This is a genomic window from Rhodoferax sp. GW821-FHT02C08 (assembly GCF_059421805.1).
Genome location: NZ_JBWKVR010000001.1, coordinates 16,195 through 39,805 on the forward strand (window position 1 = coordinate 16,195; position 23,611 = coordinate 39,805).

Here is a 23,611-nt window from a genome sequence, read left to right on the forward strand (position 1 = left end):
GATGTTGCCAGGCCCTGGAACGGGGCGGCAAATGTGGTCCAATTATAGGTTTCCATCCTTGCAGGCAGTCCGGGAGCAGGCGGCTTGCGTATTTGCCCATTAAGCGCCCACTAGGCCACCATGAAGACCATCCAAAAATCCAGCAAACTGGCCAATGTGCTGTACGACATTCGCGGGCCGATCATGGACGCAGCGCGCCAGATGGAGGACGAAGGCCAAAAGATCATCAAGCTCAATATCGGCAATCTGGCGGTTTTTGGCTTCGACGCGCCGGAAGAGATCCAGCAGGACATGATCCGCAACTTGCCCAATTCGGCAGGTTATTCGGACAGCAAGGGCATTTTTGGCGCGCGCAAGGCGGTCATGCACTACACCCAGCAACAAGGCATTGCGGGCGTGACGCTGGACGACATCTACCTGGGCAACGGCGCCAGTGAGCTCATCACCATGGCGACCAACACCTTGCTGGACAACGGCGACGAGCTGCTGCTGCCCATGCCCGACTACCCGCTGTGGACGGCCGCGACCAGCCTGTCTGGCGGCACCCCGGTGCACTACCTGTGCGACGAGGGCAACAACTGGATGCCCAATCTGGACGACATCCGCGCCAAGATCACGCCGCGCACCAAGGGCATAGTGGTGATCAACCCCAACAACCCCACGGGCGTGGTGTATACCGACGCGCTGCTGCTGGAGATCGTCGCCATCGCCCGCGAGCATGGCCTGGTGATCCTGGCCGACGAGGTCTACGACAAGGTGCTGTACGACGGCGTCAAGCACACGGCGATGGGCAGCCTGTCGACCGACGTGCTGACCCTGACCTTCAATTCGCTGTCCAAAAGCTACCGGTCCTGCGGCTACCGCGCGGGCTGGATGGTGGTGTCGGGCAACAAAAAGGTGGCCACCGACTACATTGAGGGCCTGAACATGCTCTCCAACATGAAGCTGTGCTCCAACGTGCCCGGCCAATGGGCCATCCAGACCGCCTTGGGCGGCTACCAGAGCATCAACGACCTGGTCTGCGAAGGCGGCCGTCTGCGCCGCCAGCGCGACCTGGCCTACGAGCTGATCACCGCCATTCCGGGCGTCACCTGCGTCAAGCCACAAGCGGCGCTGTATATGTTTCCCCGGCTGGACCCGGCGGTCTACCCGATCGCCGACGACCGCCAATTCTTCCTGGAACTGCTGCGCGAAACCCGCGTCATGCTGGTGCAGGGCACCGGATTCAACTGGCAGCAACCGGACCACTTCCGCATCGTCTTCCTGCCCCACGAAGACGACCTGCGCGAAGCCATTGGCCGCGTTGCCAAATTTCTTGAAAGCTATCGTAAACGTAGCGCCTAGCGCACGTACTACCTGCGCTATCGGCACTTTTTACTTAAATATCTGTTATGAAACCCATCCAAGTAGGCATCCTCGGCATCGGCACTGTCGGCAGCGGCGTGTTCAACGTTTTGCAGCGCAACCAGGAAGAAATCAAGCGCCGGGCCGGCCGTGGCATTGAGGTCACCATGGTGTCGCGCCGCAATGTGGCCGAGGCCCAAGCCCTGGTGGGCGACCGCGCCCAGGTGGTGGCCGATGCGCGCGCCATCATCGCCAACCCCGACATCGACATCGTGGTCGAGCTGATCGGCGGCTACACTCTGGCCAAAGAGCTGGTGCTGGAAGCCATTGCCGCCGGCAAACACGTGGTCACCGCCAACAAGGCCTTGCTGGCCGTGCACGGCACCGAGATCTTCGCTGCAGCCCACGCCAAGGGCGTGATGGTGGCCTTCGAAGCCGCCGTCGCCGGTGGCATCCCCATCATCAAGGCGCTGCGCGAAGGCCTGACCGCCAACAGCATCCAGTGGGTGGCCGGCATCATCAACGGCACGACCAACTTCATCCTCAGCGAAATGCGCGACAAGGGCCTGGACTTTGCCGTGGTGCTCAAAGAAGCCCAGCGCCTGGGCTATGCCGAGGCCGACCCCACCTTCGACATCGAAGGCGTGGACGCCGCGCACAAGCTGACCCTGATGTCGGCCATCGCTTTCGGCATCCCGGTGCAGTTCGACAAGGCCTATGTCGAAGGCATTACCCAGCTGGGCTCGCAAGACATCAAGTACGCCGAGCAACTGGGCTACCGCATCAAATTGCTGGGCATCACCAAGCGCACGCCGCAGGGCGTGGAGCTGCGTGTGCACCCCAGCCTGGTGCCAGCCAAGCGCCTGATCGCCAATGTCGAAGGCGCGATGAACGCGGTGGTGGTGCAGGGCGATGCCGTCGGCACCACGCTGTACTACGGCAAGGGCGCGGGCAGCGAACCCACCGCCAGCGCGGTGATCGCCGACCTGGTGGACATCACCCGCCTGCACACCGCCGACCCGACCAATCGCGTGCCGCACCTGGCCTTCCAGCCAGATGCCCTGAGCGATCTGCAAGTGCTGCCCATGGGCGACGTGGTCACCAGCTACTACCTGCGCCTGCGCGTAGCCGACCAGGCCGGCGTGCTGGCTACCGTCACCGGCCTGCTGGCCGCGGCCGACATCAGCATCGACGCGGTGCTGCAGCGCGAAGCCGATGAAATCGGCGGCGAAGGCGCCACGCAAACCGATGTGATCATCCTGACCCACGACTGCACCGAGTCGCGCATGAACGCCGCCCTGGCGCAGATGCAGGCCCTGCCCACCGTGCTCGCGCCCATCACCCGCATCCGCAAGGAAGAGCTGGCCTGACCTCATACTCCTTTACGCATTAAAACTGTGAGGGTTGCGCTATGAAAATTGAGTCGATACGCCTAAAAAACTTTAAGGCTTTTCGGGATGTTCATATTTCTGAAATGCCTGATTTTCTCGTCGTAGTGGGAGCAAATGGCGCGGGTAAAACGACCTTGTTTGATGTGTTTGGATTCCTACATGATTGCCTCAAGGGCAATGTACGACAAGCCCTGGATCGTCGGGGTAGATTCAAAGAGGTTTTGAGTCGAGACAGTGTGGAAGACACAATCTTGATCGAAATTCAATACCGCATGCCGATTGCGGGCGTTGATCGCCTGGTCACCTATTCGTTGGAAATCGCCGAAAAAGGAAATGCGCCTTATGTGAAGCGAGAGGTGCTTCGCTACAAGCGCGGGCGCTACGGGAGTCCTTACAGATTTTTAGACTTCACCAATGGGCAAGGTTTTGCCATTAATAACGAAGAGGATTTCCATAAGCCCGACGGCGAGTTGGAGCGAGAGTTCCAAACGGTTGCACCTGACACTTTAGCCATCAAAGGTTTAGGGCAGTTTGAGCGATTCAAGGCGGCCAATGCTTTTCGTCAGTTAATGGAGTCGTGGCATGTTTCCGATTTTCACATTGATGCCGCACGTGGGCGTAAAGAGCCGTCCGGTGATTCAGAGCATCTGTCTGAAACGGGCGATAACCTGCCATTGGTTGCACGTTATTTGTACGAGCAATACCCCCGGGATTTTCAGAACATTTTGACCACCATGGCTCGGCGTGTACCAGGGGTTCGTGCGGTGGAGCCATTGTTGTTGGATGATGGGTACTTGACGCTTCGGTTCCAGGATGGTTCGTTCAAGACCCCTTTTTTGGATCGCTATGTTTCCGATGGCACTATCAAGATGTTTGCCTATCTTGTGTTGTTACATGACCCTAAACCGCACCCATTGCTGTGTGTAGAAGAGCCTGAAAATCAGCTATATCCCAAGTTAATGATTGAGTTGGCTGAAGAGTTCCGTCTGTACGCTCAACGTGGTGGACAAGTACTCGTGTCCACCCATTCGCCGGATTTTCTGAATGCGATTGAGCTTGATGAGGTATTTTGGTTGGTGAAGGAGGGTGGCGGAACTCAGATTCGTCGAGCAAGGGATGATGTGCAAATTGCAGCCTATATGGCAGACGGCGATCAAATGGGCAATTTGTGGAAACAAGGCTTCTTTAAGGGGGCTGACCCCATATGACGGAGTTGGTTTTTTGCTTGGAGGAGGCCTCTGCACAGGCCATGCTGGAGGGACTGTTGCCCCGTTTGTTTCCAGATGGAGGGATGGTCTACCGGTACATCACCTTTCAAGGTAAGCAGGATCTAGAAAAGCAATTACTTCGAAAGTTACGTGGTTATCAGAATCCATTAGCAAAATTTGTAGTATTACGCGACCAAGACTCCAATCCGGATTGCGGCGCGGTGAAGGAAAAGCTGTTGGCCATATGTATCCAGGCGGGGCGTCCCGACAGCTTGGTACGCATTGCCTGTAGGGAGCTTGAGACTTTTTATTTGGCTGATTTAGCTGCAGTCGAGCGTGGACTCGGTATTTCCGGATTGGTGAAATTGCAGGCTACTAAGAAATTCCGCAGTCCTGATTACCTAGGATCTCCGTCTAAAGAACTAGGCATCTTGACGAAAGGGCTTTACCAAAAAGTAGGTGGATCGCGAGCGATAGGTACCCATCTTGATCTTGAGAACTTCCGATCTGACAGTTTTCGCAATCTCGTAGCCGGGATTCGGCGACTTGCCCATTGATTTATTGGACATTATTCATGCACTACATCTCCACCCGTGGCGACGCCACGCCGCGCAAGTTCTGTGAAATCCTGCTCGAAGGCCTGGCGCCCGATGGCGGCCTGTACCTGCCGGTGCAGTACCCGCAGGTGGACAACACCACCCTGACGCGCTGGCGCAAGGTCTACCACGAGCAAGGCTATGCCGAGCTGGCGTTTGAAATTTTGTCGCTGTATATCGACGACATCCCGGCCGACGACCTGCGCGCCCTGTGCCGCAAGACCTATACCGCCCAGGTGTTCGGCACTGGCGAGATCGTGCCCCTGCGCCATGTGGAAAACGGCGTCTACCTGGAAGCCCTGTCGAATGGCCCGACCCTGGCCTTCAAGGACATGGCGATGCAGCTGCTGGGCAATTTGTTCGAGTACGAGCTGGCGCGGCGCGGCGAAGAGCTGAACATCCTGGGTGCCACCAGCGGCGACACCGGCAGCGCGGCCGAATACGCGATGCGCGGCAAGAAGGGCGTGCGCGTCTTCATGACCTCGCCGGCCGGCCGCATGAGCCCGTTCCAGCAGGCGCAGATGTTCAGCCTGCAGGACGCGAACATCATCAACATCGCTGTGGAAGGCGTGTTCGACGACTGCCAGGACATCGTCAAAGCCGTGTCCAACGACCTGGACTTCAAGCGCAAGTACAAGATCGGCACCGTCAACAGCATCAACTGGGCACGCTTGCTGGCCCAGGTGGTCTACTACTTTGCCGGCTACATCCAGGCCACCGAGACCAACGACCAGAAGGTCAGCTTCACCGTGCCCTCGGGCAATTTCGGTAACGTCTGCGCCGGCCATGTAGCCCGCATGATGGGTCTGCCGGTGGCACAGCTGGTGGTGGCCACCAACGAGAACGATGTGCTCGACGAGTTCTTCCGTACCGGCGTCTACCGCGTGCGCGGCAGCGCCGATACGCACGAGACCTCCAGCCCCTCGATGGATATCTCCAAGGCTTCCAACTTCGAGCGCTTCGTGTTCGACCTGGTGGGCCGTGATGGCGCGCGCACCAAGGATTTGTTCAGCACCCAGCTGTCCGCCACCGGCAGCTTCGATTTGAGCGCTGATCCGGCGTTCAAGGACGCGGCCGCGCGCTACGGTTTCGTCAGCGGCAAGAGCACGCATGCCGACCGCCTGGCCACCATCCGCGACACGGCAGACCGCCATGGCATGGTCATCGACACGCACACGGCCGACGGTCTGAAGGTGGCGCTGGAGCACTTACAAATCGGCACACCGATGATCGTGCTGGAGACGGCGCTGCCGATCAAGTTCGCCGCCACCATCGTCGAAGCCCTGGGCCGTGAACCCGAGCGTCCCGTGCAGTTCGAAGGCATCGAAGCCCTGCCCAAGCGCGTGCTGAACCTGCCCGCCGATGTGACGCTGGTGAAGGCGCTGATCGAGAAGACTTGTAGCTAACATGGGACACCCCCAGGCTTGCCCGCTGCGCGTGGCCTCCAACCCCCTTGCAGGGGGCAACACCAGTGGCCCGGCAAAGCCGGTTCCACGGTGTTTCTGGCCTCTGCGTCGCGCCACAACGTGAAGGCCGTCGTCTTCGCGGGCTTTTCCGGGTCGGGTAAAACCACCCTGGTGGAGCAGCTGATTCCTCGTCTCAAGCAGCAGGGCCTGCGGGTGTCCGTGGCCAAGCATGCGCACCACAAATTCGACATCGACCACCCCGGTAAGGACAGCTGGCGGCACCGCCAGGCCGGCGCCTTCGAGGTGGTGGTGGCCTCCGACCGGCGCCTGGCCCTGGTGCGCGAATTCGAACAACCCGAAGAGCTGTCGGTGCATGCGCTGATCGCCGAACTCAGCCCCAGCGTGGACTGGGTGCTGGTCGAGGGCTTCAAGTCCAGCGACCTGCCCAAGATCGAAGTCTGGCGCGCCGCCGCGCAGCAACCGGTGCAGTACCCGGCGGACCCGCACATCGTGGCCATAGCCACCGACGTGGCCGCCGACACATTGCCCGAGCCCAGCCCGCACCCGGTGCTGGACCTGAACGACCCCGACGCTGTAGTCGCCTGGCTGCTGCAGCACGCCCCTCTGTTTGTCTACAAGGCCCCGACATGACCCGACCCCGCGCTCCTTTGATGCCGCTGGACGACGCCCTGGCCCAGCTGCTGGCCCAGGCGCAGCCCCTGGCCGGGGTGGAGCAGGTGTCCACCTTCGATGCCGACAGCCGCGTGCTGGCGCAAGACCTGGTGTCGGCGCTGCAAGTGCCCGCGCACGACAACAGCGCCATGGACGGCTATGCCCTGCGCTGTGCGGACCTGGCGGGTGCAGCCAGCTTGCCGGTTTCCCAACGCGTAGCCGCCGGCAGCCCGGCGCTGGCCCTGCAGGCAGGTACGGCGGCGCGCATCTTTACCGGAGCACCGATTCCCTTTGGTGCCGACGCGGTAGTGATGCAGGAAGACTGCGAAGTCCTGCCCGACCAAAGCATCCGCGTGCTGCGCCCACCCCAGCCCGGCCAGTGGCTGCGTCGGGCTGGCGAAGACGTGGCCAAGGGCGCCGTGGTGCTATCGAAAGGTGAGCGCCTCACGCCCGCATCTACTGCGCTGGCGGCCAGTATTGGCATGGACCAGCTGCCGGTGGCGCGGCGCCCAAGGGTGGCGCTGTTTTCCACCGGTGACGAACTGGTCATGCCCGGCGAAGTGGCGCCACAGGCTATGCGGCCCGGCGCTATCTACAACTCGAATCGCTTCTTTCTGCGTGCCCTGCTGCAGCGTCTGGGCTGCGTGGTGACCGACTACGGCATCGTGCCGGACCAGCGCGCCGCTACCGAGCAAGCGCTGCGCGATGCCAGCCAGGCGCACGACCTGATACTGACCAGCGGCGGCGTGTCGGTGGGTGAGGAAGACCATGTCAAACCCGCTGTGCAGGCCCTGGGCCAGCTGAATCTGTGGCAGATCGCCATCAAGCCCGGTAAGCCGTTTGCCTGTGGCCGGGTGGGCGGCGCCCACTTCATCGGTCTGCCGGGCAACCCGGTGTCCAGCTACATCACTTTCCTGGTGTTGGTGCGCCCCTTCCTGCTGCGGCTGCAGGGTGCGACCCAGCTGGTGCCGCAGGCCATGGCACTGCCCGCGCATTTCAACTGGCCCCGCGCCGACCAACGCCGCGAATTTTTGCGCGTGCGGCGCAACGCGGCCGGCGGCCTGGACCTGTTCGCCAACCAAAGCTCTGGCGTGCTGACCTCCGCCGCCTGGGGCGACGGCGTGGTGGACAACCCGGCCGGCCAGACCATTGCCCATGGCGACATGGTGCGTTTCATTTCATTGGCAGAGTTGCAGGCATGAAGCTCACTGTGAAGTACTTCGCCTCCATCCGCGAAGCCCTGGGCCAGGGCCGCGAAGTTATCGAAACCGACGCGCCCACCGTGCAGGCCCTGCGAGATGAGCTGGTGGCACGCGGCGGTGCCTACGCCAGCAGCCTAGCCCCTGGTCGCGCTGTGCGCGCCGCGCTGAACCAGGTGATGGTGGATGGGCAGGCTGCCTTGGTAGAGGGGGCCGAGGTAGCATTTTTCCCACCAGTGACGGGGGGATAGTTAGGTGGGGGCACACCCATATGGGCTGTGCGGCTTTTATAGGGCTCAGCCAGTAATCGGTGAGCAAAGTTCGACGAGCACGCCGTCGGGGCAGCGCACGTATGAAACCGTTTGTCCCCAGGGTTTGACTTGCGGCGCGGCCAACTCGGTGGCGCCGGCGTTTACCGCTTGTGCATGGGCGGATGGCACATTTTCTGTGACCAGAGCGACTTCAAAACCCAGCGGTTGCAAGGATGTGTCTGCGTGCACATGGCCGCCCGGAAAGTTCATGTCTCCGAGTGCGTGCGCAGCGAACGACAGCGTGGTTTCCCCGGTATCCAGTTCGCCGTAAGTGCCGCTCTCGTGGAGAAACTTTCGCTTCAATCCAAATGCCTGCTCGAAGAATGTCAACGAGGCGGAGACATCTGGCACGTAGATGATGGTGTAGCCAAGTTTCATGGAACTCCTCTGTTTGTGTTGGTATTAGCCCTGCCAGGCCCTATGCCTTTTTCACAAACTCCGACTTCAATTGCATCGCGCCCACGCCGTCGATCTTGCAGTCAATGTCGTGGTCGCCTTCGATGATGCGGATGCTTTTGACCTTGGTGCCCACTTTGATGACGAGGGAGGAGCCTTTGACCTTCAGGTCTTTGACCAGGGTGACAGCATCGCCATCGGCCAGCACGTTGCCATGGGCGTCGCGGACGACGCGTTCTTTTTCAGCGCTGTCTTCTGCGGCCTTCTGCGGCCACTCGTGCGCGCATTCTGGGCACATGAACAGAATGCCGTCTTCGTAGGTGAAGGCGGAGCCGCATTGGGGGCAGGGGGGTAAGTTGCTCATGTTATTTTGGTCTTGGGTGAGTGGTTGATCTTGGGGGGAGTGGTGGCTCTAGTTCGCCTAGGGTGAACGGAGATCCCAAGCCAAATTGTCTGCTACCGTAGAAAGAATCTGCGGTAGCTGCTATTCATTTGAGAGCAAGCCTGCATCCCTGTCCGAGATGCAGTGCTAACGCCCGCCGGCTATTCCAGCTCGGCCAGCTTGGAGTTGCGCAGGCGGTTCGGGGCCAGGGCGCCGGCCGAATCCAGGATGGGGTAGGCAATGGAGCAGATGTGCGAGTTGATGCGCTTGAGCTCGCTGATCAGGTCGATGTGCAGCGAGCTGGTTTCGATGCTGGACAGGGTGTTGTCCGTCAGCCGTACCAAGTGGGACCGCGAGTAGGCGTGCTCCAGGTCGCGGAAGCGGGCTTTTTCCTCCAGCAGCTTTTTGGCGTCGTGCACATTGCCGTTGAGGAACACGCTCATGGACAGGCGCAGGTTGTCCAGCAGGCGGGCGTGCAGCTCGCCGATTTCCTGCAGGCCGGCTTCTGAGAAGTTGCGCCGGGGGCGTATCTTCTTGTCCTGTACGTCGATCAGCACACGCTCGATGATGTCGCCGATCTGTTCCATATTGATGGTGAAGCTGATGATGTCGGTCCAGCGTCGGCTCTCGGCTTCGGCCAGGGCTTCACGCGATATCTTGGTCAGGTAGTACTTGATGGCTGAGTACAGCTCGTCCACCGTGTCGTCCAGCTTGCACAGCTCCTTGGCCAGGGCCTCGTCGTCGTGGCTGATCACTTCCATCACGCCGCGCAGCATGGTTTCCACCACATCGGCCTGGTGCAGGGCTTCGCGCGCGGCACAGGAGATGGCCAGCGAGGGCGTGGACAGGGCGGACGGGTCCAGATGTCGCGGCCGCATCTGGGATGCGGAGGGCAGGGGTTTGGGCAGCAGCTTTTCCATGGCCTTGGCCACTAGCTGGGTCAGGAAAATAAAGGCCAGGCTCATGGCCACGTTGAAGGCCAGGTGGAACAGCACCACACCCTGCGTGGTGTCGGGCATGGAGGGCTGCACATGGCGCAGCCACAGGCCGATGAACGGCGCCACAAGCACCACGCCCATGATCTTGAACACCAGGTTGCCCACGGTGACCTGGCGCACCTCGATGGCCGACTTGGCCGTGGTCAGTACTGCCAGCGCGCCACTGCCCAGGTTGGCACCCAGCACCAGGCCCAGCGCTACGTCCAGGTGGATCACATGCGAGGCGGCCAGCGCCGCAATCAGCAGCACCACCGCCAGGCTGGAGTAGGCCAGTATGGCCAGCAGCATGCCGAGGAAGATCTCCAGCACCACGTCGCTGCTGACGGCGCTCAGCAGCCCGCGTATGGCGGGTGAGGCCAGCAGCGGCTCGGTGGCGTCCACCACCAAACGCAGGGCCAGCAGCATCAGGCCCAGGCCGATCAGCACCCGGCCGATGCGCCCGGGCGTACCGTCCTTGCTGGACAGGAACAGCACCACGCCGACAAAGATGAACAGCGGCGACAGCCACGACAGGTCGAAGGAAAACAGCACCGACATCAGACTGGTGCCGATGTCGGCCCCGCGCATCACGGCCAGTGCGGCGGGCAGGGTGATCAGGCCCTGGCCCACGAAGGAGGATGTCATTAACGAGGTGGCTGTGCTGGACTGCACCAATGCCGTCACGCCTATGCCCGATAGGGCGGCGGTGAAACGGTTGCCCATGCTGTTGGCCAGGATTTGCCGCAGGTTGGCGCCGAATACACGCAGCACACCGGTCCGTACCAGGTGGGTGCCCCACACAAGCAGCGCAATGGCCGCCAATAAATTAAGGAGATGCTTCATAGGGTTAGCCGGCAACTATACGCCGCAGCGCTGTTGTATTTGGCATGGGGACGCCATGGATTGGCCGGGAGGCGCCATGGGGGCACCCCGATTTTCTTGTGTAAAGAATGGATGAGGCTCATATTGGCTCATGTAGGATGTGTGTAAATGTAAATTTGTGTTTGCAGTTCAAGTACAAAAGCAAGTTTGCTGAAGAGACAGACAGGCCCCGCGCAGGGTGGATGCCAGTCTGGATGTTTTTTTTCACTACCGCCCATATACATAGGAGTCGATATGCCGAGAACCCAAGCCCCCGCCATCCAGCTCAAGCGGCGAACCGTGATTTCTTCAGCTGTCGGCATGGCGGTGTTCGGGCTGGCCGGGTGCGGCAGCTCCGCCAATGGGGCGGGCGACTCTGCTGCGGCAAGCTCCGCAAGTACAACGAGCGGCTCCGCCACGCTGCTCGCTAGCAGCGACGCGGGCACGACACAGGTGGACAACACAACTGCCACCGCAAGAGTCTTCGCACACCCGGGTTTGCTGCATACCGAAGCGGACTTCACGCGCATGCGGGACAAGGTCGCGGCCCAGGCCCAGCCCTGGCTTGCGGGTTGGAATGCGCTCACGGCGAATGGCCGCAGCCAGCTGGGTGCGACGCCACGCCCCCTGGCCACGGTGTACCGCGGCACTACTAATAATTCCGCGCAGATGTACATCGATATTGACCGAGCCTACCAACTGGCCTTGCGCTGGAAGGTGTCGGGCGACACACGGTTCGCCGATCTCGCGGTGGTGTTCCTGAACGCGTGGTCGTCCACGCTGACGTCCATCCAGGGCAATGCCGATCGCTATCTCGCGGCAGGCATTTACGGCTACCAGTTTGCCAACGCGGCCGAGATCATGCGCACCTACAGCGGTTGGGCTGCGGCAGACTTTGCGCAGTTCCAGAACATGATGTTGACGGTGTTCTACCCGCTCAGCAGCTGGTTCCTGGTCAATCACAACGATGCGGTGATCACCAACTACTGGGCCAACTGGGACCAGTGTGCGCTGGCCTGTGTACTCAGCGTGGGCGTGCTGTGCGACCGTGAAGACATTTACAACGAGGCCATGGCCTACTACCGGTCGGGGGCGGGCAATGGTGCCGGCTTGCAGGCGGTGTACCACGTGCATCCTGGTTACCTGGGCCAATGGCAGGAGAGCGGGCGCGACCAGGGGCACTGCACGCTAGGCATCGGCTTGGCCGGCGCATTCTGTGAGATGGCATGGAACCAGGGCGACGACATCTACGGCTATGACAACAACCGCTATTTGGCGGGCGCCGAATACGTGGCCAAGTCCAACTTGCGGGATGCCAATGGCGTGTTCAATACCGTGCCTTGGTTGACCTATGCCGACAAGCAGGGCGTGTTCACGGGCCTGTCCACCGCTGCACAAGGCAGTCTGCGCCCGGTGTGGGAAATGCCCTTGCACCACTACCAGGGCCGCCGTGGTATCGCCGCCAAGTACGTGGGGCAAGAGGCACTACAGCTGCGGCCTGAAACCGATGGTGGCAACGGGGATCAGCTCGGCTTTGGCACGCTGACGTTTGCACGCGACTCGCTCACAGGTGCCGCTCCGCAGGGCTTGACCGTGCGCCAGCAAGGCACTCAAGCGGTGCTGTCCTGGTGGGGTACGCCAGACGCTACGTCGTACAACGTCAAGCGTGCCAGTTCCGCTGGCGGCAGTTATGCGACCGTGGCTTCGGGTATCACCGACCTGCTGACCTGGACCGACACCTTGCCGGCGGGCACATCCTGGTACGTGGTGACAGCCGTGTCGGCCAGCGGCGAGAGCGCGGTATCGAATGCTGTGAGCGTATCTCTCTCCCCGGTGCTGTCGCTGCAGCTGAAGTTCAATGAGGCCAGCGGTACAGCCGCAGCCGACAGCACGGCGCAATGGCCGGCGGCAACCTTGACCAATGGAGCGGCATGGGTCGCGGGCCATGAAGGTAGTGCCTGTGCGCTGGACGGTGTGGACGACTATGTCGCCTTGCCCGCCGGGATCGTGGACACCTTGAGCGACTTCACGATGGCCACCTGGGTGTATCTGGACTCTGCGGCGACCTGGGCGCGCATTTTCGATTTCGGCTCGGGCCCGCGACGTTGCATGTTTCTAACCGTTCGGAATGGGGCAGGCGTGCCGCGCTTCTGCATAGACACCATCCACGGCTACAACGCGCAGGTGATCGACGGCAATACCGCGTTTCCCGTAGGGAGCTGGATCCATGTAGCCGTCACCCTGTCGGCGGGTGTGGGCACGCTGTATTTGAACGGCGCGGTCGTTGGCAGCAATACGGATATGAAGCTTGCACCCTACCACCTGGGTACTGGCATGGACGGCTGGATTGGCCGTTCGCAGTACGCGGCCGACCCTTATCTGAAGGCCAAGGTAGACGATTTCCGGGTGTACCAGGGCGCCTTGACGGCGGCTGACATTGCAGCGCTGGCGAGCGCCTGAAAGCCAGTCCAATCAGCCATAGCTGATGCATGCCAGGGCTGCATGGGGTTGCCTTGCCCCTTGACCTTGGGTGCAGCCAGTGCCGGGTTCAGGCGGTCACAGATCTGCTTGCGTGCCGGGCGCCGGGGCCTCCACGTTCCAGCCCAGTGTTTTGGATATCTGGTCGGCAAACCCGCGTGCGGTCTGCGCTTCTCCGTGGACCACGAAGGTCCGCTGAGGAGGGCGCGCAAAGCCCTTGAGCCAACCCAGCAAAGCCGCCTGGTCCGCATGGGCCGAGAGCCCGCCGATGGTGTGGATCTGCGCCCGCACCACATGCTCTTCGCCGAAGATGCGCACGCGTTTGGCGCCATCCACCAGCTTGCGGCCCAGCGTGCCTTCGGCCTGGAAGCCGATGATGACGATGGCGCATTCCGAGCGCCCCAGGTTGTGGCTCAGGTGGTGCTTGATACGGCCCGCATCGCACATGCCGCTGGCCGACAGGATGATGGCACCGGCCTTGATGTCATTCAGGGCGATCGACTCCTCCACGGTTTGCGTGAAGTGCAGGTCGATCCAGCGGGGCAGGGTGTCCTTGGGCACCAGGAATGCGCGGGTTTCGTCGTCCAGCACCTCCTTGTGGCGCCAGGTGATCTCGGTGGCCTTGGTGGCCATGGGGGAGTCGACGAACACCTTCAGCTTGGGCAGCCGGCCCTGTCGGCACAGGTCGGCCAGCAGCCACAGCACCTCTTGCGTGCGGCCCAGGGCAAAGGCGGGGATGATGATGTTGCCTTTGCGCCGGCGCAGCGTGTCTTCCACCACCTGGACCAGCTCGTCCACGGTGTCCTTCATCTGCCGGTGCAGGCGGTCGCCGTAGGTGGATTCGACCAGCAGCACATCGGCGCTGTCGATGATGGTCGGGTCGCGCACGATGGGCCTCCCGGGTTGCCCCAGGTCGCCAGAGAACACTAGCTTGGTGGTCTTGGCGCCTTCGGTCAGCCACAGCTCCAGAATGGCCGAGCCTAGGATGTGGCCCGCATCGCGAAAGCGGCAGCGCAGGGCGGCATGCGGCTGCACGTCTTCGTCGTAGGCAACGCCGTTCAGCTGCTCCAGGCAGGCCTGGGCCTGGGCTACGGTGTACAGCGGTGCGGGCGTGGCCGCCAGCCTGCGCTGGCGGTGGTTTTTGCGCTGGGCGCGGGCCCAGTCGGTTTCCTGGATGAAGGCGCTGTCGAGCAGCATGACGGACAGCAGGTCCACGGTGGCCGTGGTGGCGTAGATCGGACCGCGAAAGCCCAGCGCGGACAGCCGGGGCAGCAGCCCGCTGTGGTCGATGTGGGCGTGGGTCAGCAGCACAAAGTCGATCTGCCGCGGGTCAAAGGTCCAGGCCTGCAGATTGCGCGCCCGGGCTTCGCGCCCGCCCTGGAACATGCCGCAGTCCACCAGAAACTTGAGTGAGCCAGTTTCCACCTCCGCCTCTACCAGATAGCAGGAGCCGGTGACTTCTTGCGCGGCCCCGATAAATGTCAGCTTCATACGCAGCCTCCAGAGTGGAGGTCCAGTATCTGCTTGGCGATGGCGCTTGTGTTGACCTGGGTCAAACCATCCGCTGCTGCCTATTCCAGCAGTTTGCGCGACGCCTCCAGCGCCAGGCGCGACCACTCCACATCGCCAAGCTGCGCGACCCGCAGCTGGTGCGGCACCTCGACGCTGATGGGCAGGTCTGTTGGCAGCGCGCCGAACAAACCGGCCAGGTCGATGCCTCCTTCGCCCGGCAGCAGGCGCTCGCAGCGTGCGGTGTGGATCATCTGCTCTACCGTGAAGTCTTTGCCGGCAGGCGCATCGCAAATCTGCGCGTAGTGCAGCAGCTCGCGTGGCAGGGCGCGCAGGTCCTCCAGCGTGGTGCTGGAGCGGGCGAAATGCAGTGCGTCGACCAGGATGCCGGCATTCGCCGGGCTGCCCGCGGCGCGCACCGTGCGCAGCGCGGCCTGGGCGTCGGGCACGGCGGTCCAGGGCATGAATTCCAGGTCGGCTGTCATGCCATAAGGCTGCATGAAGGCGCAGAGCCGGGCGTAGCTGTCGGCCAGCCGCGGCAGGTCCAGGTCGTCGCCGGCGACCAGCACGGCCTTGGCCTGCAGGGCGGCGCCAGCCTCCAATAGCGGGCGGTGTGCCTGCGGGTCAAAGTCCGCGCCGAGGCGGATGATTTCAATGTCGAACACGCCCACGCCGGTGTCGCGCTGCACCGCCAGGGTTTCGCGCAGCATGGCGGCATCGCCCAGCAAGACCTGGTGCGGCGCGCCGGGCATATTGGGCTGCAGCCGCATGCCGACATGGCGGTAGCCCAGCTGCGCTGCAGCGGCCAGCATCTGCGGCGGTGTGAGGCCAGAGGCGGTGAGGTAGGCCAGGGAGTAGGTGCGCATCGCCGTCCCCGCCTTACTTCAGCGGCGATACCGCGGTGGGCATCGCGATGGTGGAGAACATATTCGTCGTCAGGTGCGCAGGTCCGCCCTTGGGTGGCCAGATGCCCTGGGCCACTGCGTCGGCGCGGGCCTTGCTGCGCGCGTCCAGCGTGGGGTAGGACCAGATGTTGGTGAAGCGCAGCGGGCCGTCCAGCGCCACCATCGCCACCACGCAGGGCGACAGCGCTTCGCGTGGTGGCACGTACTGCTCCCACAAATCAATCGTGGCCTGCACGCCGCCGGTCTTGATGCCATAGGTACGGATCTCGTACACCGGGCCGGTGATGCCCGATTCTGCAGACGGCCGCACCGGCTTCATCCACGGAAAGCCCTGGTAGCTGTGCTGCTCCAGGCTTTGGAAGATGCCGCCGCAGCCGAAAGGGTCGGCGCTTTTTTGCGTGCGCTCGCGCTCGGCTTGCAGCGCGCCCAGGTCGGCAAAGCCACGCAGCACGATCATCTGGTTCAGCTGGCCGATGTCGGTAAACCAGCAGCCCAGCAGCTCACCGCCTGCTTCGGGCGCGGTGGTGTAGGTCTGCACGTGGGTTGCGGCCTGCCCGGCGGTGCCAAAGGGCAGGGTCATGGTGGCGAGTTCGTAGTACATGGATGTTCCTTTTGCTATTGAATTGAGAGCTGCTTGCGCAGGTAGTGTTTGCGGTAGAGGCCGATTTCTTATAAATCCACACCCGCTACGTGGTGGGCAGCGATGAAGCCAAACGTCATCGCCGGCCCCAGCGTGATGCCGCCGCTGGGGTAGCTGCCGCCCATCACGCTGTGCATGTCGTTGCCACCGGCGTACAGGCCGGGAATGGGATAGCCGCGCGCATCCAGCACCTGTGCGCTGGCATTGCTGCGTAGCCCGGCGAAGGTGCCTAGGCTGCCGGGGACGATCTTCACTGCGTAGAACGGGCCTTGCGCCAGTGGCGCCATGCAGGGGTTGGCCAGGCCGGCGCCGGCATCGCCCTGCACGCGGTTGTAGAGGGTCTCACCCTTGGCGAAGTCGGCGTCGTGGCCTTCCAGCGCCTGCTGGTTGTAGCGCTGTACTGTGGCGTGCAAGTTCGCCGCGTCGATGCCGCAGGCCAGGGCCAGATCTGCCAAAGTGTTGCCGCGTTGCAGGTAGCCGTTACGCAGCATGGCGCCCATGGGCATGGGGGCGGGCTTCACCGCGCCCAGGCCGTAGTGGCGGATGAAAGCGTGGTCGCAGACCAGCCAAGCCTGCACCGGTGCCCCGGCTGGCGTGGCGGCCAGCATGCCACGCACAAAGTCATAGTAGGAATCGGCTTCGTTGGTGAAGCGGCGCCCGTTCGCCGTCACCGCAATCAGACCCGGTTTGGCGCGCTCGATCAGGTGGGGGAAGTGGGCGAAGCTGCCGTCCGCCTGCGGCACCAGCGACACCGGCGCCAGCGCTGCGGCCTGTACCGCGTCACGCGCGACCTGGCCTCCGGCCGATTCGCCCAGGCGCAAGCCGTCGCCGGTGTTGCCGCGCGATGCGGCCGACCAATGTGCGTGGTCCAGCAGTTCCTGCTTGCGCGCTGCGTCGTGCGGAAAGCCGCCGCAGGCCAGCACTACGCCGCGGCGCGCGCGTATCTCCGTGCTGTTGACCACCGCGCCGAGCACGCGGCCATGCTCGACCAGCAGGCGCTGTGCCGGGCTGCTGGTGCGAATCTCCACGCCCTTGGCAAAGGCCGATGCGGCCAGGCCGGCCACCAGCGCATTGCCGTTGACCAGGTGCATGCCGCGCCGGTAGCGCAGCAGGTCGGTGAAGTGGTGCAGTACCCGCTTGGTCACATACCAGAGCGATGCGGGTTTGCGCAAGGCGTTGAAGAAATGCCGCAGCTCCGCTCCGGACGCAATGCCCATGCCCCACAGCGTGGTCTCGGCTAGCGGTGGCTTCAGCTGCTGGATGTGCTTGCCCAGGCGGCGGCCGTCAAACGGCGCGGCGCAGAGAGAGCGGCCGCCCTTGGCCGCAAACGGGTTGCGACCGTGGAAGTCGGGCACGCTGTTGCCGTCGATGAACTGCAGTGCGGTTTGGCTGCGGAAGAACTCCACCATGCGCGGCCCTTGTAGCAAGAAGGCCTGGACCCGCGCTGCGTCGAACTGCGCGCCCAGCTCCTGCCGCAGATACGCCGTGGGTTGGGCGATGTCCTCAACGATGCCGGCGTCAATCGCCAGCGGGTTGCGCGGAATCCACATCCAGCCACCCGACCAGGCGGTGGTGCCGCCGTATTGGGCCTCTTTCTCCACCACCAAGACCTTCAAGCCCAGGTGCGCGGCAGTGACGGCGGCGGACAAACCGCCAGCGCCGGAGCCGATCACCAAAAGATCGCAGGTTTCAGTGGCGGCCATGGATCAGGCTGCGTAAATTTTCTTCAGGCTAGCAGCGGCGGTAGCGCGCGGCTGGTTGAAGAAGGGCGATGCGCTGCTGGCTGAGGCCAGCTGCGCGGCCAGCGACACCAGGTCGGCACCCAGGGCCTGCATGCGTTCCAGCGTGAAGCGGGCCGACGGGCCGGCGATGCTGATGGTGCCTAGCGCGGGCTGGCCGTTCAGGCGCACGGGCGCGGCCATGGCGTTCAGGCCGGGGGTGTAGGTTTCCAGCGTCAGGCTGTAGCCGCGTTCGCGTGTGGCGTGTACTTGGGTCATCACCTCTTGCAGGGTCTTCGGCGCGTTGGGGCCAAATTCTTCTACCGGGCCGACGCCCTGCTGGGCCACCAGGGCCAGTGCCGCGTCGTCGTCCATGGTGGACAGCCAGGCCAGGCCTGAGGACGAGCAGGAGATGCGCGCATCACTGCCCATGTCGGGGTCGTAGCGCAGGCCTTGGCGTGCGCCCTGGGCGCGGGCTACCCAGGTCAGGCGGTTGCCGTCGACCACGGCCAGGCGCACCAGTTCGCCAGAGATTTCGGCCAGGCGGTCCAGCAGCGGCTGGGCTATGTCGACGATGCCGGTATGGCTCAAGAAGCTCAGGCCCATGGACACCAGCTTGGTGGTCAGCAGGTAGTCGCCGTGGTCGCGCGTCTGACGCACGTAGCCGCAGCGCACCAGGTCGGCCAGCAGGCGGTGTACCGCGCTGCGGGGGATGTCGAGCTGGTCGGCAATGGCAGCCAGCTCCAGCCCGCCGCCGTGCTGGGACAGCAGCTCCAGGATGCCCAGGGTTCTTTCCAATACGCCATTCATGCAGCGTGCTCCGTCTGTTCAGTAGAACGTGATCTTAACAAAATTAGAACAAAATTCAATAATTGAATAGTGTTCCACTTTTATTTATGATCTAGGCATCGACCAGAACAACGGAGAACTTCAGCATGTCAGAACTTTTGAGCGGCGCCACCCGTGTGCATTTCATCGTGGGCGACCCGATCGCGCAGGTGAAATCACCCGCCGGCGTCAGCCAGGCATTCCACGACCGGGGCCACAACGCCTATGTGATGCCGGCCCATGTGGCGCCGGCCGAGTTGGCTGCCTGGCTGGATGGCGTGTCGCTGGCGCAGAACGTGGACGGCGTCATCGTCACCGTGCCGCACAAGTTCGCTTGCTATGGCCTATGCGCTACCACCTCGGAGCGCGCCGCCTTCCTGCACACCGTCAACACCATGCGCCGCAACCCCGACGGCAGCTGGCACGGCGACATGTTCGACGGCCTGGGTTTTGTGTCCGCCATGCAAGACAACGGCTGCCAACCTGCCGGCAAGAAAGCCCTGCTGGTCGGCGCCGGTGGCGCGGGCTCTGCCATTGCCCATGCCCTGGTGGTGGCCGGCGTGAGCAGCCTGGCCATCTTCGACCCGGACTCGGCCCGGCGCAGCACCCTGGTGGACCGCCTGGCCAGCCTGGGTAAATGCCCGGTCACGCACGGCTCGGCCGACCCCACGGGCTTTGATATCGTGCTCAACGCCAGCCCGGTGGGCATGCAGGCCAGCGACCCGATTCCGGTGGATATCGACAAGCTGCAAGCCAGCATGTTCGTCGGCTGCGTGATCACCGCGCCGGCCATCACCCCCTTGATCGCCGCCGCCCGCGCCCAGGGCTGCCAGACCATGACCGGCGCCCACATGTTTGGCCGCGTGCGCGACCTGATGGTCGACTTCCTCTTGGAGCAATAGCATGCAGCTTCTGCCATCCCTGGCGGCTTTGCCCGAATCCTCTGCCTTCGACCTGGTGGTCGTGGGGGCTGGCGGCGCGGGCATGGCGGCGGCTTTGTTTGCGGCCATTGCGGGCCAGAAGGTGCTGCTGGTTGAACGCACAGAGTACGTGGGCGGCACAACGGCCTGGTCAGGTGGTACGACCTGGATTCCGGGCACGCAGCATGCGGCCAGCGTCAACCCCGCAGACACGCTGGCAGACGCCAAACGCTACCTCGACAACGCCATCGGCGCGCGCAGCCCGGCGGCATCGCGCCAGGCGTTTCTAGATAACGGCGCGCAGGCGGTGGAGCTGCTGGAAAGCCGCAGCGAGGTGCACTACCGCGCCTACCCCAAGCACCCAGACTACATCTCTGACCTGGGCGGTTCCACCCTCAATGGCCGCGCGCTGGAGCCGCTGCCGTTCGATGGCCGCCAGCTGGGCGAGCTGTTTGCGCTGATCCGCCCGCCCATCCCTGAGTTCACCGTGCTCGGCGGCATGATGGTGGACCGTACCGACATCAACCACCTGCTGGCGCTCAGTAAGTCGTTCCGCTCGTTCAAGCAGGCGACCAGGCTGCTGGCCCGCCACGCGCTGGACCGGCTGCGCCACCCGCGCGGCACGCGGCTGGTGATGGGCAATGCCTTGGTCGGGCGTCTGCTGTATTCCTTATCGCAACACGCGAATGTCACGTTGGCGCTGAACACCTCGGTGCGGCGCATCCACCGCGAGGCCCAGGGCATTACGGCCGTGACCCTGCTGCAAACCGGCCAGCACCGCACGGTGGGCGTGGGGGCTGGCCTGGTGCTGGCCAGCGGTGGCTTCAACCGCAACGCCCAGCTGCGCGCCGACCTGCTGCCCGGCGTTCCGGCCGACTGGTGCCCGTCTGCGCCCGGCCACACCGGTGAAGCCCACGGCTTGGCCCAGCATGTGGGTGCGCACTATGGGCAAGGCGGCCTGAGCCCGGCCTTCTGGGCGCCGGTGTCGAAACGCCTGCGCGCAGACGGCAGCACGGCCGTGTTCCCGCATTTCATGATGGACCGCGCCAAGCCCGGCATGCTGGCGGTGAACCAGGCAGGCCGGCGCTTCGTCAACGAGAGCACCTCGTACCACCTGTTCGGCCTGGCCATGCAGCAGCCGGGCAATCTGCCGGCCTACCTGGTGTGCGACGCCGTGGCTCTGCGCAAATATGGCATCGGCATGGTGCGCCCCGGCGGAAAAGGCTTGGAGCCCTTCCTGGCCGACGGCTACCTGGCGCAGGCTGACACGCTGGATGCGCTGGCGCACAAACTGGGCTTCGATGCGCAAGGCCTGCAAGCCAGCGTGGCCCAGATCAACCACTATGCCGAAACCGGTGTGGACCCGGACTTCCAGCGCGGCAGCACTGCCTATTCCCAGAATATGGGCGACCCCGCTGCCGGCGGCAAGAACCCCAACCTCGGCCCGCTGCGCCAGGCGCCGTACTTCGCGGTGCGCCTGTACCCGGGTGATATCGGCGCCGCCACTGGCTTCGCCACCGACGCCGATGCGCGCGTGCTGGGTGAGGACCAGACGCCCATCCCCGGCCTGTACGCCGTGGGCAACGATATGCAGTCCATCATGGGTGGGGTCTACACCGCGCCCGGCATCACGCTGGGCCCGGGCCTGGTGTTCGCGTATTTGGCGGTGCGCCATGCGCAGTCTGTGAAATCTAGGTAAAAAGTGGCTCTAGCGCAGGTAATGCCTGCGCTGGTAGCTATCAAGTTAATAGCGAATGGCGGCCTAGGGTTTCACCCTGGATTGCAGTTGACATCTGCCTGTGGGGTTTCGCAACACGGGGTTGGCGGTGGCTTGGGAAGATCACCCCATCGCACCAAACATGGTGCAACAACCCCAAAGGAACTTCACCATGACACGCACTTTCAACCGCATCGCCGCTTCTGCCCTGTTCGCCCTGACCGCTGGCGCTTTTCTGCCCGCACACGCTGCCGGTAACGACGCCGATCTGGCCGGCCAAGTCCAAGCTGCGCTGAGCAGCAAGTTGGGCAGTGATGCCAAGGACCTGACCGTCACCGCCGACAACGGCAGCATCACCCTGCACGGCTGGGCCCAAGGCCCGCAAGAAGAAGCCAAGGCCCGCTATGTGGCCAGCACGGTGCCTGGTGTGCACAACGCCTACAGCTCGGTGCGTACGTTCTCGACCGATAGCAACGAGTAATTCGGACCTGTGCCCCATGTGGGCATGCTCCAGAACAAAGGCCTGCAACGTTTGCGTTGCAGGCCTTTTTGCCGTTAGACGAGGCAAAGAGTTGGAGGCCGATCACCACGATGGGCATCAAGTAAAGTCAGACTTTTGCAGCAAGCGATTGTCCATTTCTCGCCATGAACAGATTGCAAACCGAATTGCGTCGCCTCTACCTCTTGGGTAGTCCCGCAGACGACGTTGCCAGTGCCGAAGCCCCTTGCTTGATCAGCCCCGAAGCGGGTGTGCGGGCGATGGTCCTGGAATTTGCCCGGCCAGCGGATTGGAGTGTTCTATCGGCACTGTGGCAAGGCGTTCAAGCCGATCTGGAGCTGCCCGCACCGGCTATCGCCGTTTCGGGCACAGACGGTTACCAGTTATGGTTTTCGCTTCCTGAACCGGTGCCCGTGCTAGAGGCGAGGCGCTTCCTGGAGTTCCTGCGCCTGCGTTACTTGGGCCATGTTGCGCTGGGGCGCATTGCCATATGGCCTGCGGTGGATGCTTCGGCTCCAGGGCATTACCAGCACGCCAATATGGTTCCGGCTCACTTGAAAGATACCGGGCTATGGTCGGCGTTCATTGCTCCCGATTTGGCCCCCGTTTTTTCCGATGAGCCCTGGCTCGACATCTGTCCCAGTCCTGATGCCCAGGCAGACATCCTGTCGCGCCTGGTGGGTATCAAGGCTGCAGATTTTCAAAGGGTCTTGGCCCGGCTGGGGGCTGCAGCCAAAACCACGACATCTCGCATGGCGTTGGCAACCAGCGAAAAAGGCGGCGGCGCAAGCGATCTGGCGCATGCTGCAACACAGCAGAATCCAAAACAGTTTTTGCTGGATGTCATGGGCGACACCAGCATAGAAATGCACCTGAGAATTCAGGCTGCGGCAGCCTTGCTGCCGTACTTTGAAAACCCGCCTCGCGCTACAAGCTGATGGGGCAAACGTTGCCCTAAGTTGCTACTGAATCCGGTGCCAGCCGGGCTGCGAGCAGGCTGGCCGTATAGCGCAGGCGGTCTATGTCGGCTCCGGCTTGGATGCCGCGGCTGAAGCAGCACAAGGTGCCGTACACCGCACCTCCCGAGAGGCGCACGGGCGTGCTCAGGTGGGTTCCGATGGGGATGCCGGGGTCGGGTGCCTGCCCTGACGCGACGTAAGCGGCAGCATCGTCCATACGCTCTGGCAAGCGGCCTTCGACCACCCATTGGCACCAGCTCTCTTCCACCGGGTCGGACATGCCGGCCTGCACAGGCGCGAAGTCCGGCGCGTGGTCCACCGCCATGAAGGTGCGGCGGTTGTTGGCAATTTGGGACACGAAGGCCACATCCATGCCCAAGCGCGTGCGCAGCAATTTCAGAACTTCCGGTACGGCGGCAGGAAGTTCGGGGTCCGCCGAGTCGCTGGTGGCGACCAGCAACTCCGAAATTTTGACGTCCAAGTCGTCGGGTTCGTAATCCAAGTACATGGGTGCCAGTCTAAATGTTGGCTCCTGTGGCTGGCTCCGGATGGGCACTGCTGCCATGGGCCGAAAAGCCTGCATGTTCTGCACGATGCAGGCTTGGTGCGGAGGTGCAGCCGGTACGCGCATCACGTAAAAAAACCACGGCTTGGCCGTGTTTTCTGCGGCCTCTTTGTATTCGAGAAATATAGGG

General features: G+C 63.0%; 22 protein-coding genes. 13 read left to right on the forward strand and 9 right to left on the reverse strand.

Going from position 1 to position 23,611, the window contains the following annotated elements:
• The first annotated feature begins 120 nt into the window (after window positions 1–120).
• The 8 genes from AC07VY_RS00085 (at window position 121) to AC07VY_RS00120 (ending at window position 8,067) form a co-directional block, all read left to right on the forward strand.
• Window positions 121–1,344, forward strand: coding sequence for a pyridoxal phosphate-dependent aminotransferase (locus AC07VY_RS00085; RefSeq protein WP_495096083.1), 1,224 nt, complete (start codon window positions 121–123; stop codon window positions 1,342–1,344).
• 47 nt (window positions 1,345–1,391) lie between these two features.
• Window positions 1,392–2,714 carry a homoserine dehydrogenase gene (locus AC07VY_RS00090; protein ID WP_495096082.1) on the forward strand — a complete coding sequence of 441 codons (1,323 nt, stop codon included), beginning with the start codon at window positions 1,392–1,394 and terminating at the stop codon, window positions 2,712–2,714.
• A gap of 41 nt (window positions 2,715–2,755) precedes the next feature.
• A complete protein-coding gene (locus AC07VY_RS00095) occupies window positions 2,756–3,943 on the forward strand; it encodes an AAA family ATPase (RefSeq protein WP_495096081.1) in 1,188 nt (395 codons plus the stop codon).
• Window positions 3,940–4,500: a DUF4276 family protein gene (locus AC07VY_RS00100; RefSeq protein ID WP_495096080.1), complete on the forward strand. Its 561-nt coding sequence runs from the start codon at window positions 3,940–3,942 to the stop codon at window positions 4,498–4,500. The genes AC07VY_RS00095 and AC07VY_RS00100 overlap by 4 nt, the downstream gene beginning before the upstream one ends.
• Before the next feature lie 17 nt (window positions 4,501–4,517).
• Entirely contained in the window at window positions 4,518–5,945 is a 1,428-nt protein-coding gene (gene thrC, locus AC07VY_RS00105; RefSeq protein ID WP_495096079.1) for a threonine synthase, read from the forward strand.
• Between the two features lie 120 nt (window positions 5,946–6,065).
• A complete protein-coding gene (mobB, locus tag AC07VY_RS00110; RefSeq protein WP_495096105.1) occupies window positions 6,066–6,596 on the forward strand; it encodes a molybdopterin-guanine dinucleotide biosynthesis protein B in 531 nt (176 codons plus the stop codon).
• Entirely contained in the window at window positions 6,593–7,819 is a 1,227-nt protein-coding gene (locus AC07VY_RS00115) for a molybdopterin molybdotransferase MoeA (protein WP_495096078.1), read from the forward strand. The genes mobB and AC07VY_RS00115 overlap by 4 nt, the downstream gene beginning before the upstream one ends.
• Window positions 7,816–8,067, forward strand: a complete 252-nt coding sequence (locus tag AC07VY_RS00120) for a MoaD/ThiS family protein (RefSeq protein ID WP_495096077.1) — start codon at window positions 7,816–7,818, stop codon at window positions 8,065–8,067. The genes AC07VY_RS00115 and AC07VY_RS00120 overlap by 4 nt, the downstream gene beginning before the upstream one ends.
• Window positions 8,068–8,112: 45 nt before the next feature.
• Here AC07VY_RS00120 and AC07VY_RS00125 read toward each other — a convergent pair whose 3' ends face one another.
• From AC07VY_RS00125 to AC07VY_RS00135, 3 genes are all read right to left on the reverse strand, one after another.
• Window positions 8,113–8,505 (reverse strand): VOC family protein, encoded by a 393-nt coding sequence (locus AC07VY_RS00125; RefSeq protein WP_495096076.1) that lies wholly within the window; start codon window positions 8,503–8,505, stop codon window positions 8,113–8,115.
• A gap of 40 nt (window positions 8,506–8,545) precedes the next feature.
• The gene (locus AC07VY_RS00130) at window positions 8,546–8,887 is read right to left on the reverse strand and encodes a zinc ribbon domain-containing protein YjdM (RefSeq protein WP_495096075.1); all 342 of its coding nucleotides are present in this window, start codon (window positions 8,885–8,887) and stop codon (window positions 8,546–8,548) included.
• A gap of 179 nt (window positions 8,888–9,066) precedes the next feature.
• Window positions 9,067–10,725, reverse strand: a complete 1,659-nt coding sequence (locus tag AC07VY_RS00135; RefSeq protein ID WP_495096074.1) for a Na/Pi cotransporter family protein — start codon at window positions 10,723–10,725, stop codon at window positions 9,067–9,069.
• Between the two features lie 273 nt (window positions 10,726–10,998).
• Here AC07VY_RS00135 and AC07VY_RS00140 point away from each other — a divergent pair, with 273 nt between their 5' ends.
• Window positions 10,999–13,203 carry a LamG-like jellyroll fold domain-containing protein gene (locus AC07VY_RS00140; protein ID WP_495096073.1) on the forward strand — a complete coding sequence of 735 codons (2,205 nt, stop codon included), beginning with the start codon at window positions 10,999–11,001 and terminating at the stop codon, window positions 13,201–13,203.
• A 96-nt stretch (window positions 13,204–13,299) separates the two neighbouring features.
• On the opposite strand, the gene AC07VY_RS00145 is transcribed toward AC07VY_RS00140, so the two are convergent.
• The 5 genes from AC07VY_RS00145 to AC07VY_RS00165 all read right to left on the reverse strand — a co-directional run bounded on the left by AC07VY_RS00145 (window position 13,300) and on the right by AC07VY_RS00165 (window position 18,803).
• Window positions 13,300–14,712 carry an MBL fold metallo-hydrolase RNA specificity domain-containing protein gene (locus tag AC07VY_RS00145; RefSeq protein WP_495096072.1) on the reverse strand — a complete coding sequence of 471 codons (1,413 nt, stop codon included), beginning with the start codon at window positions 14,710–14,712 and terminating at the stop codon, window positions 13,300–13,302.
• Window positions 14,713–14,792: 80 nt separating this feature from the next.
• The gene (locus AC07VY_RS00150; protein ID WP_495096071.1) at window positions 14,793–15,596 is read right to left on the reverse strand and encodes a sugar phosphate isomerase/epimerase family protein; all 804 of its coding nucleotides are present in this window, start codon (window positions 15,594–15,596) and stop codon (window positions 14,793–14,795) included.
• 13 nt (window positions 15,597–15,609) lie between these two features.
• On the reverse strand, window positions 15,610–16,236 hold the full coding sequence (locus AC07VY_RS00155) for an NIPSNAP family protein (protein ID WP_495096070.1): 627 nt from the start codon (window positions 16,234–16,236) through the stop codon (window positions 15,610–15,612).
• Window positions 16,237–16,304: 68 nt separating this feature from the next.
• Window positions 16,305–17,978, reverse strand: a complete 1,674-nt coding sequence (locus AC07VY_RS00160) for an FAD-dependent oxidoreductase (protein ID WP_495096069.1) — start codon at window positions 17,976–17,978, stop codon at window positions 16,305–16,307.
• 3 nt (window positions 17,979–17,981) lie between these two features.
• Entirely contained in the window at window positions 17,982–18,803 is an 822-nt protein-coding gene (locus AC07VY_RS00165; protein WP_495096068.1) for an IclR family transcriptional regulator, read from the reverse strand.
• Between the two features lie 125 nt (window positions 18,804–18,928).
• Here AC07VY_RS00165 and AC07VY_RS00170 point away from each other — a divergent pair, with 125 nt between their 5' ends.
• From AC07VY_RS00170 to AC07VY_RS00185, 4 genes are all read left to right on the forward strand, one after another.
• Window positions 18,929–19,723: a shikimate dehydrogenase family protein gene (locus tag AC07VY_RS00170; RefSeq protein ID WP_495096067.1), complete on the forward strand. Its 795-nt coding sequence runs from the start codon at window positions 18,929–18,931 to the stop codon at window positions 19,721–19,723.
• Window position 19,724: 1 nt separating this feature from the next.
• Window positions 19,725–21,440: an FAD-dependent oxidoreductase gene (locus AC07VY_RS00175; RefSeq protein ID WP_495096066.1), complete on the forward strand. Its 1,716-nt coding sequence runs from the start codon at window positions 19,725–19,727 to the stop codon at window positions 21,438–21,440.
• 190 nt (window positions 21,441–21,630) lie between these two features.
• Window positions 21,631–21,939, forward strand: a complete 309-nt coding sequence (locus AC07VY_RS00180) for a BON domain-containing protein (protein ID WP_495096065.1) — start codon at window positions 21,631–21,633, stop codon at window positions 21,937–21,939.
• Window positions 21,940–22,187: 248 nt separating this feature from the next.
• Window positions 22,188–22,895 (forward strand): hypothetical protein, encoded by a 708-nt coding sequence (locus AC07VY_RS00185; RefSeq protein WP_495096064.1) that lies wholly within the window; start codon window positions 22,188–22,190, stop codon window positions 22,893–22,895.
• A 16-nt stretch (window positions 22,896–22,911) separates the two neighbouring features.
• Here AC07VY_RS00185 and AC07VY_RS00190 read toward each other — a convergent pair whose 3' ends face one another.
• Window positions 22,912–23,424, reverse strand: coding sequence for a GAF domain-containing protein (locus tag AC07VY_RS00190; protein WP_495075474.1), 513 nt, complete (start codon window positions 23,422–23,424; stop codon window positions 22,912–22,914).
• Window positions 23,425–23,611 lie beyond the last annotated feature (187 nt).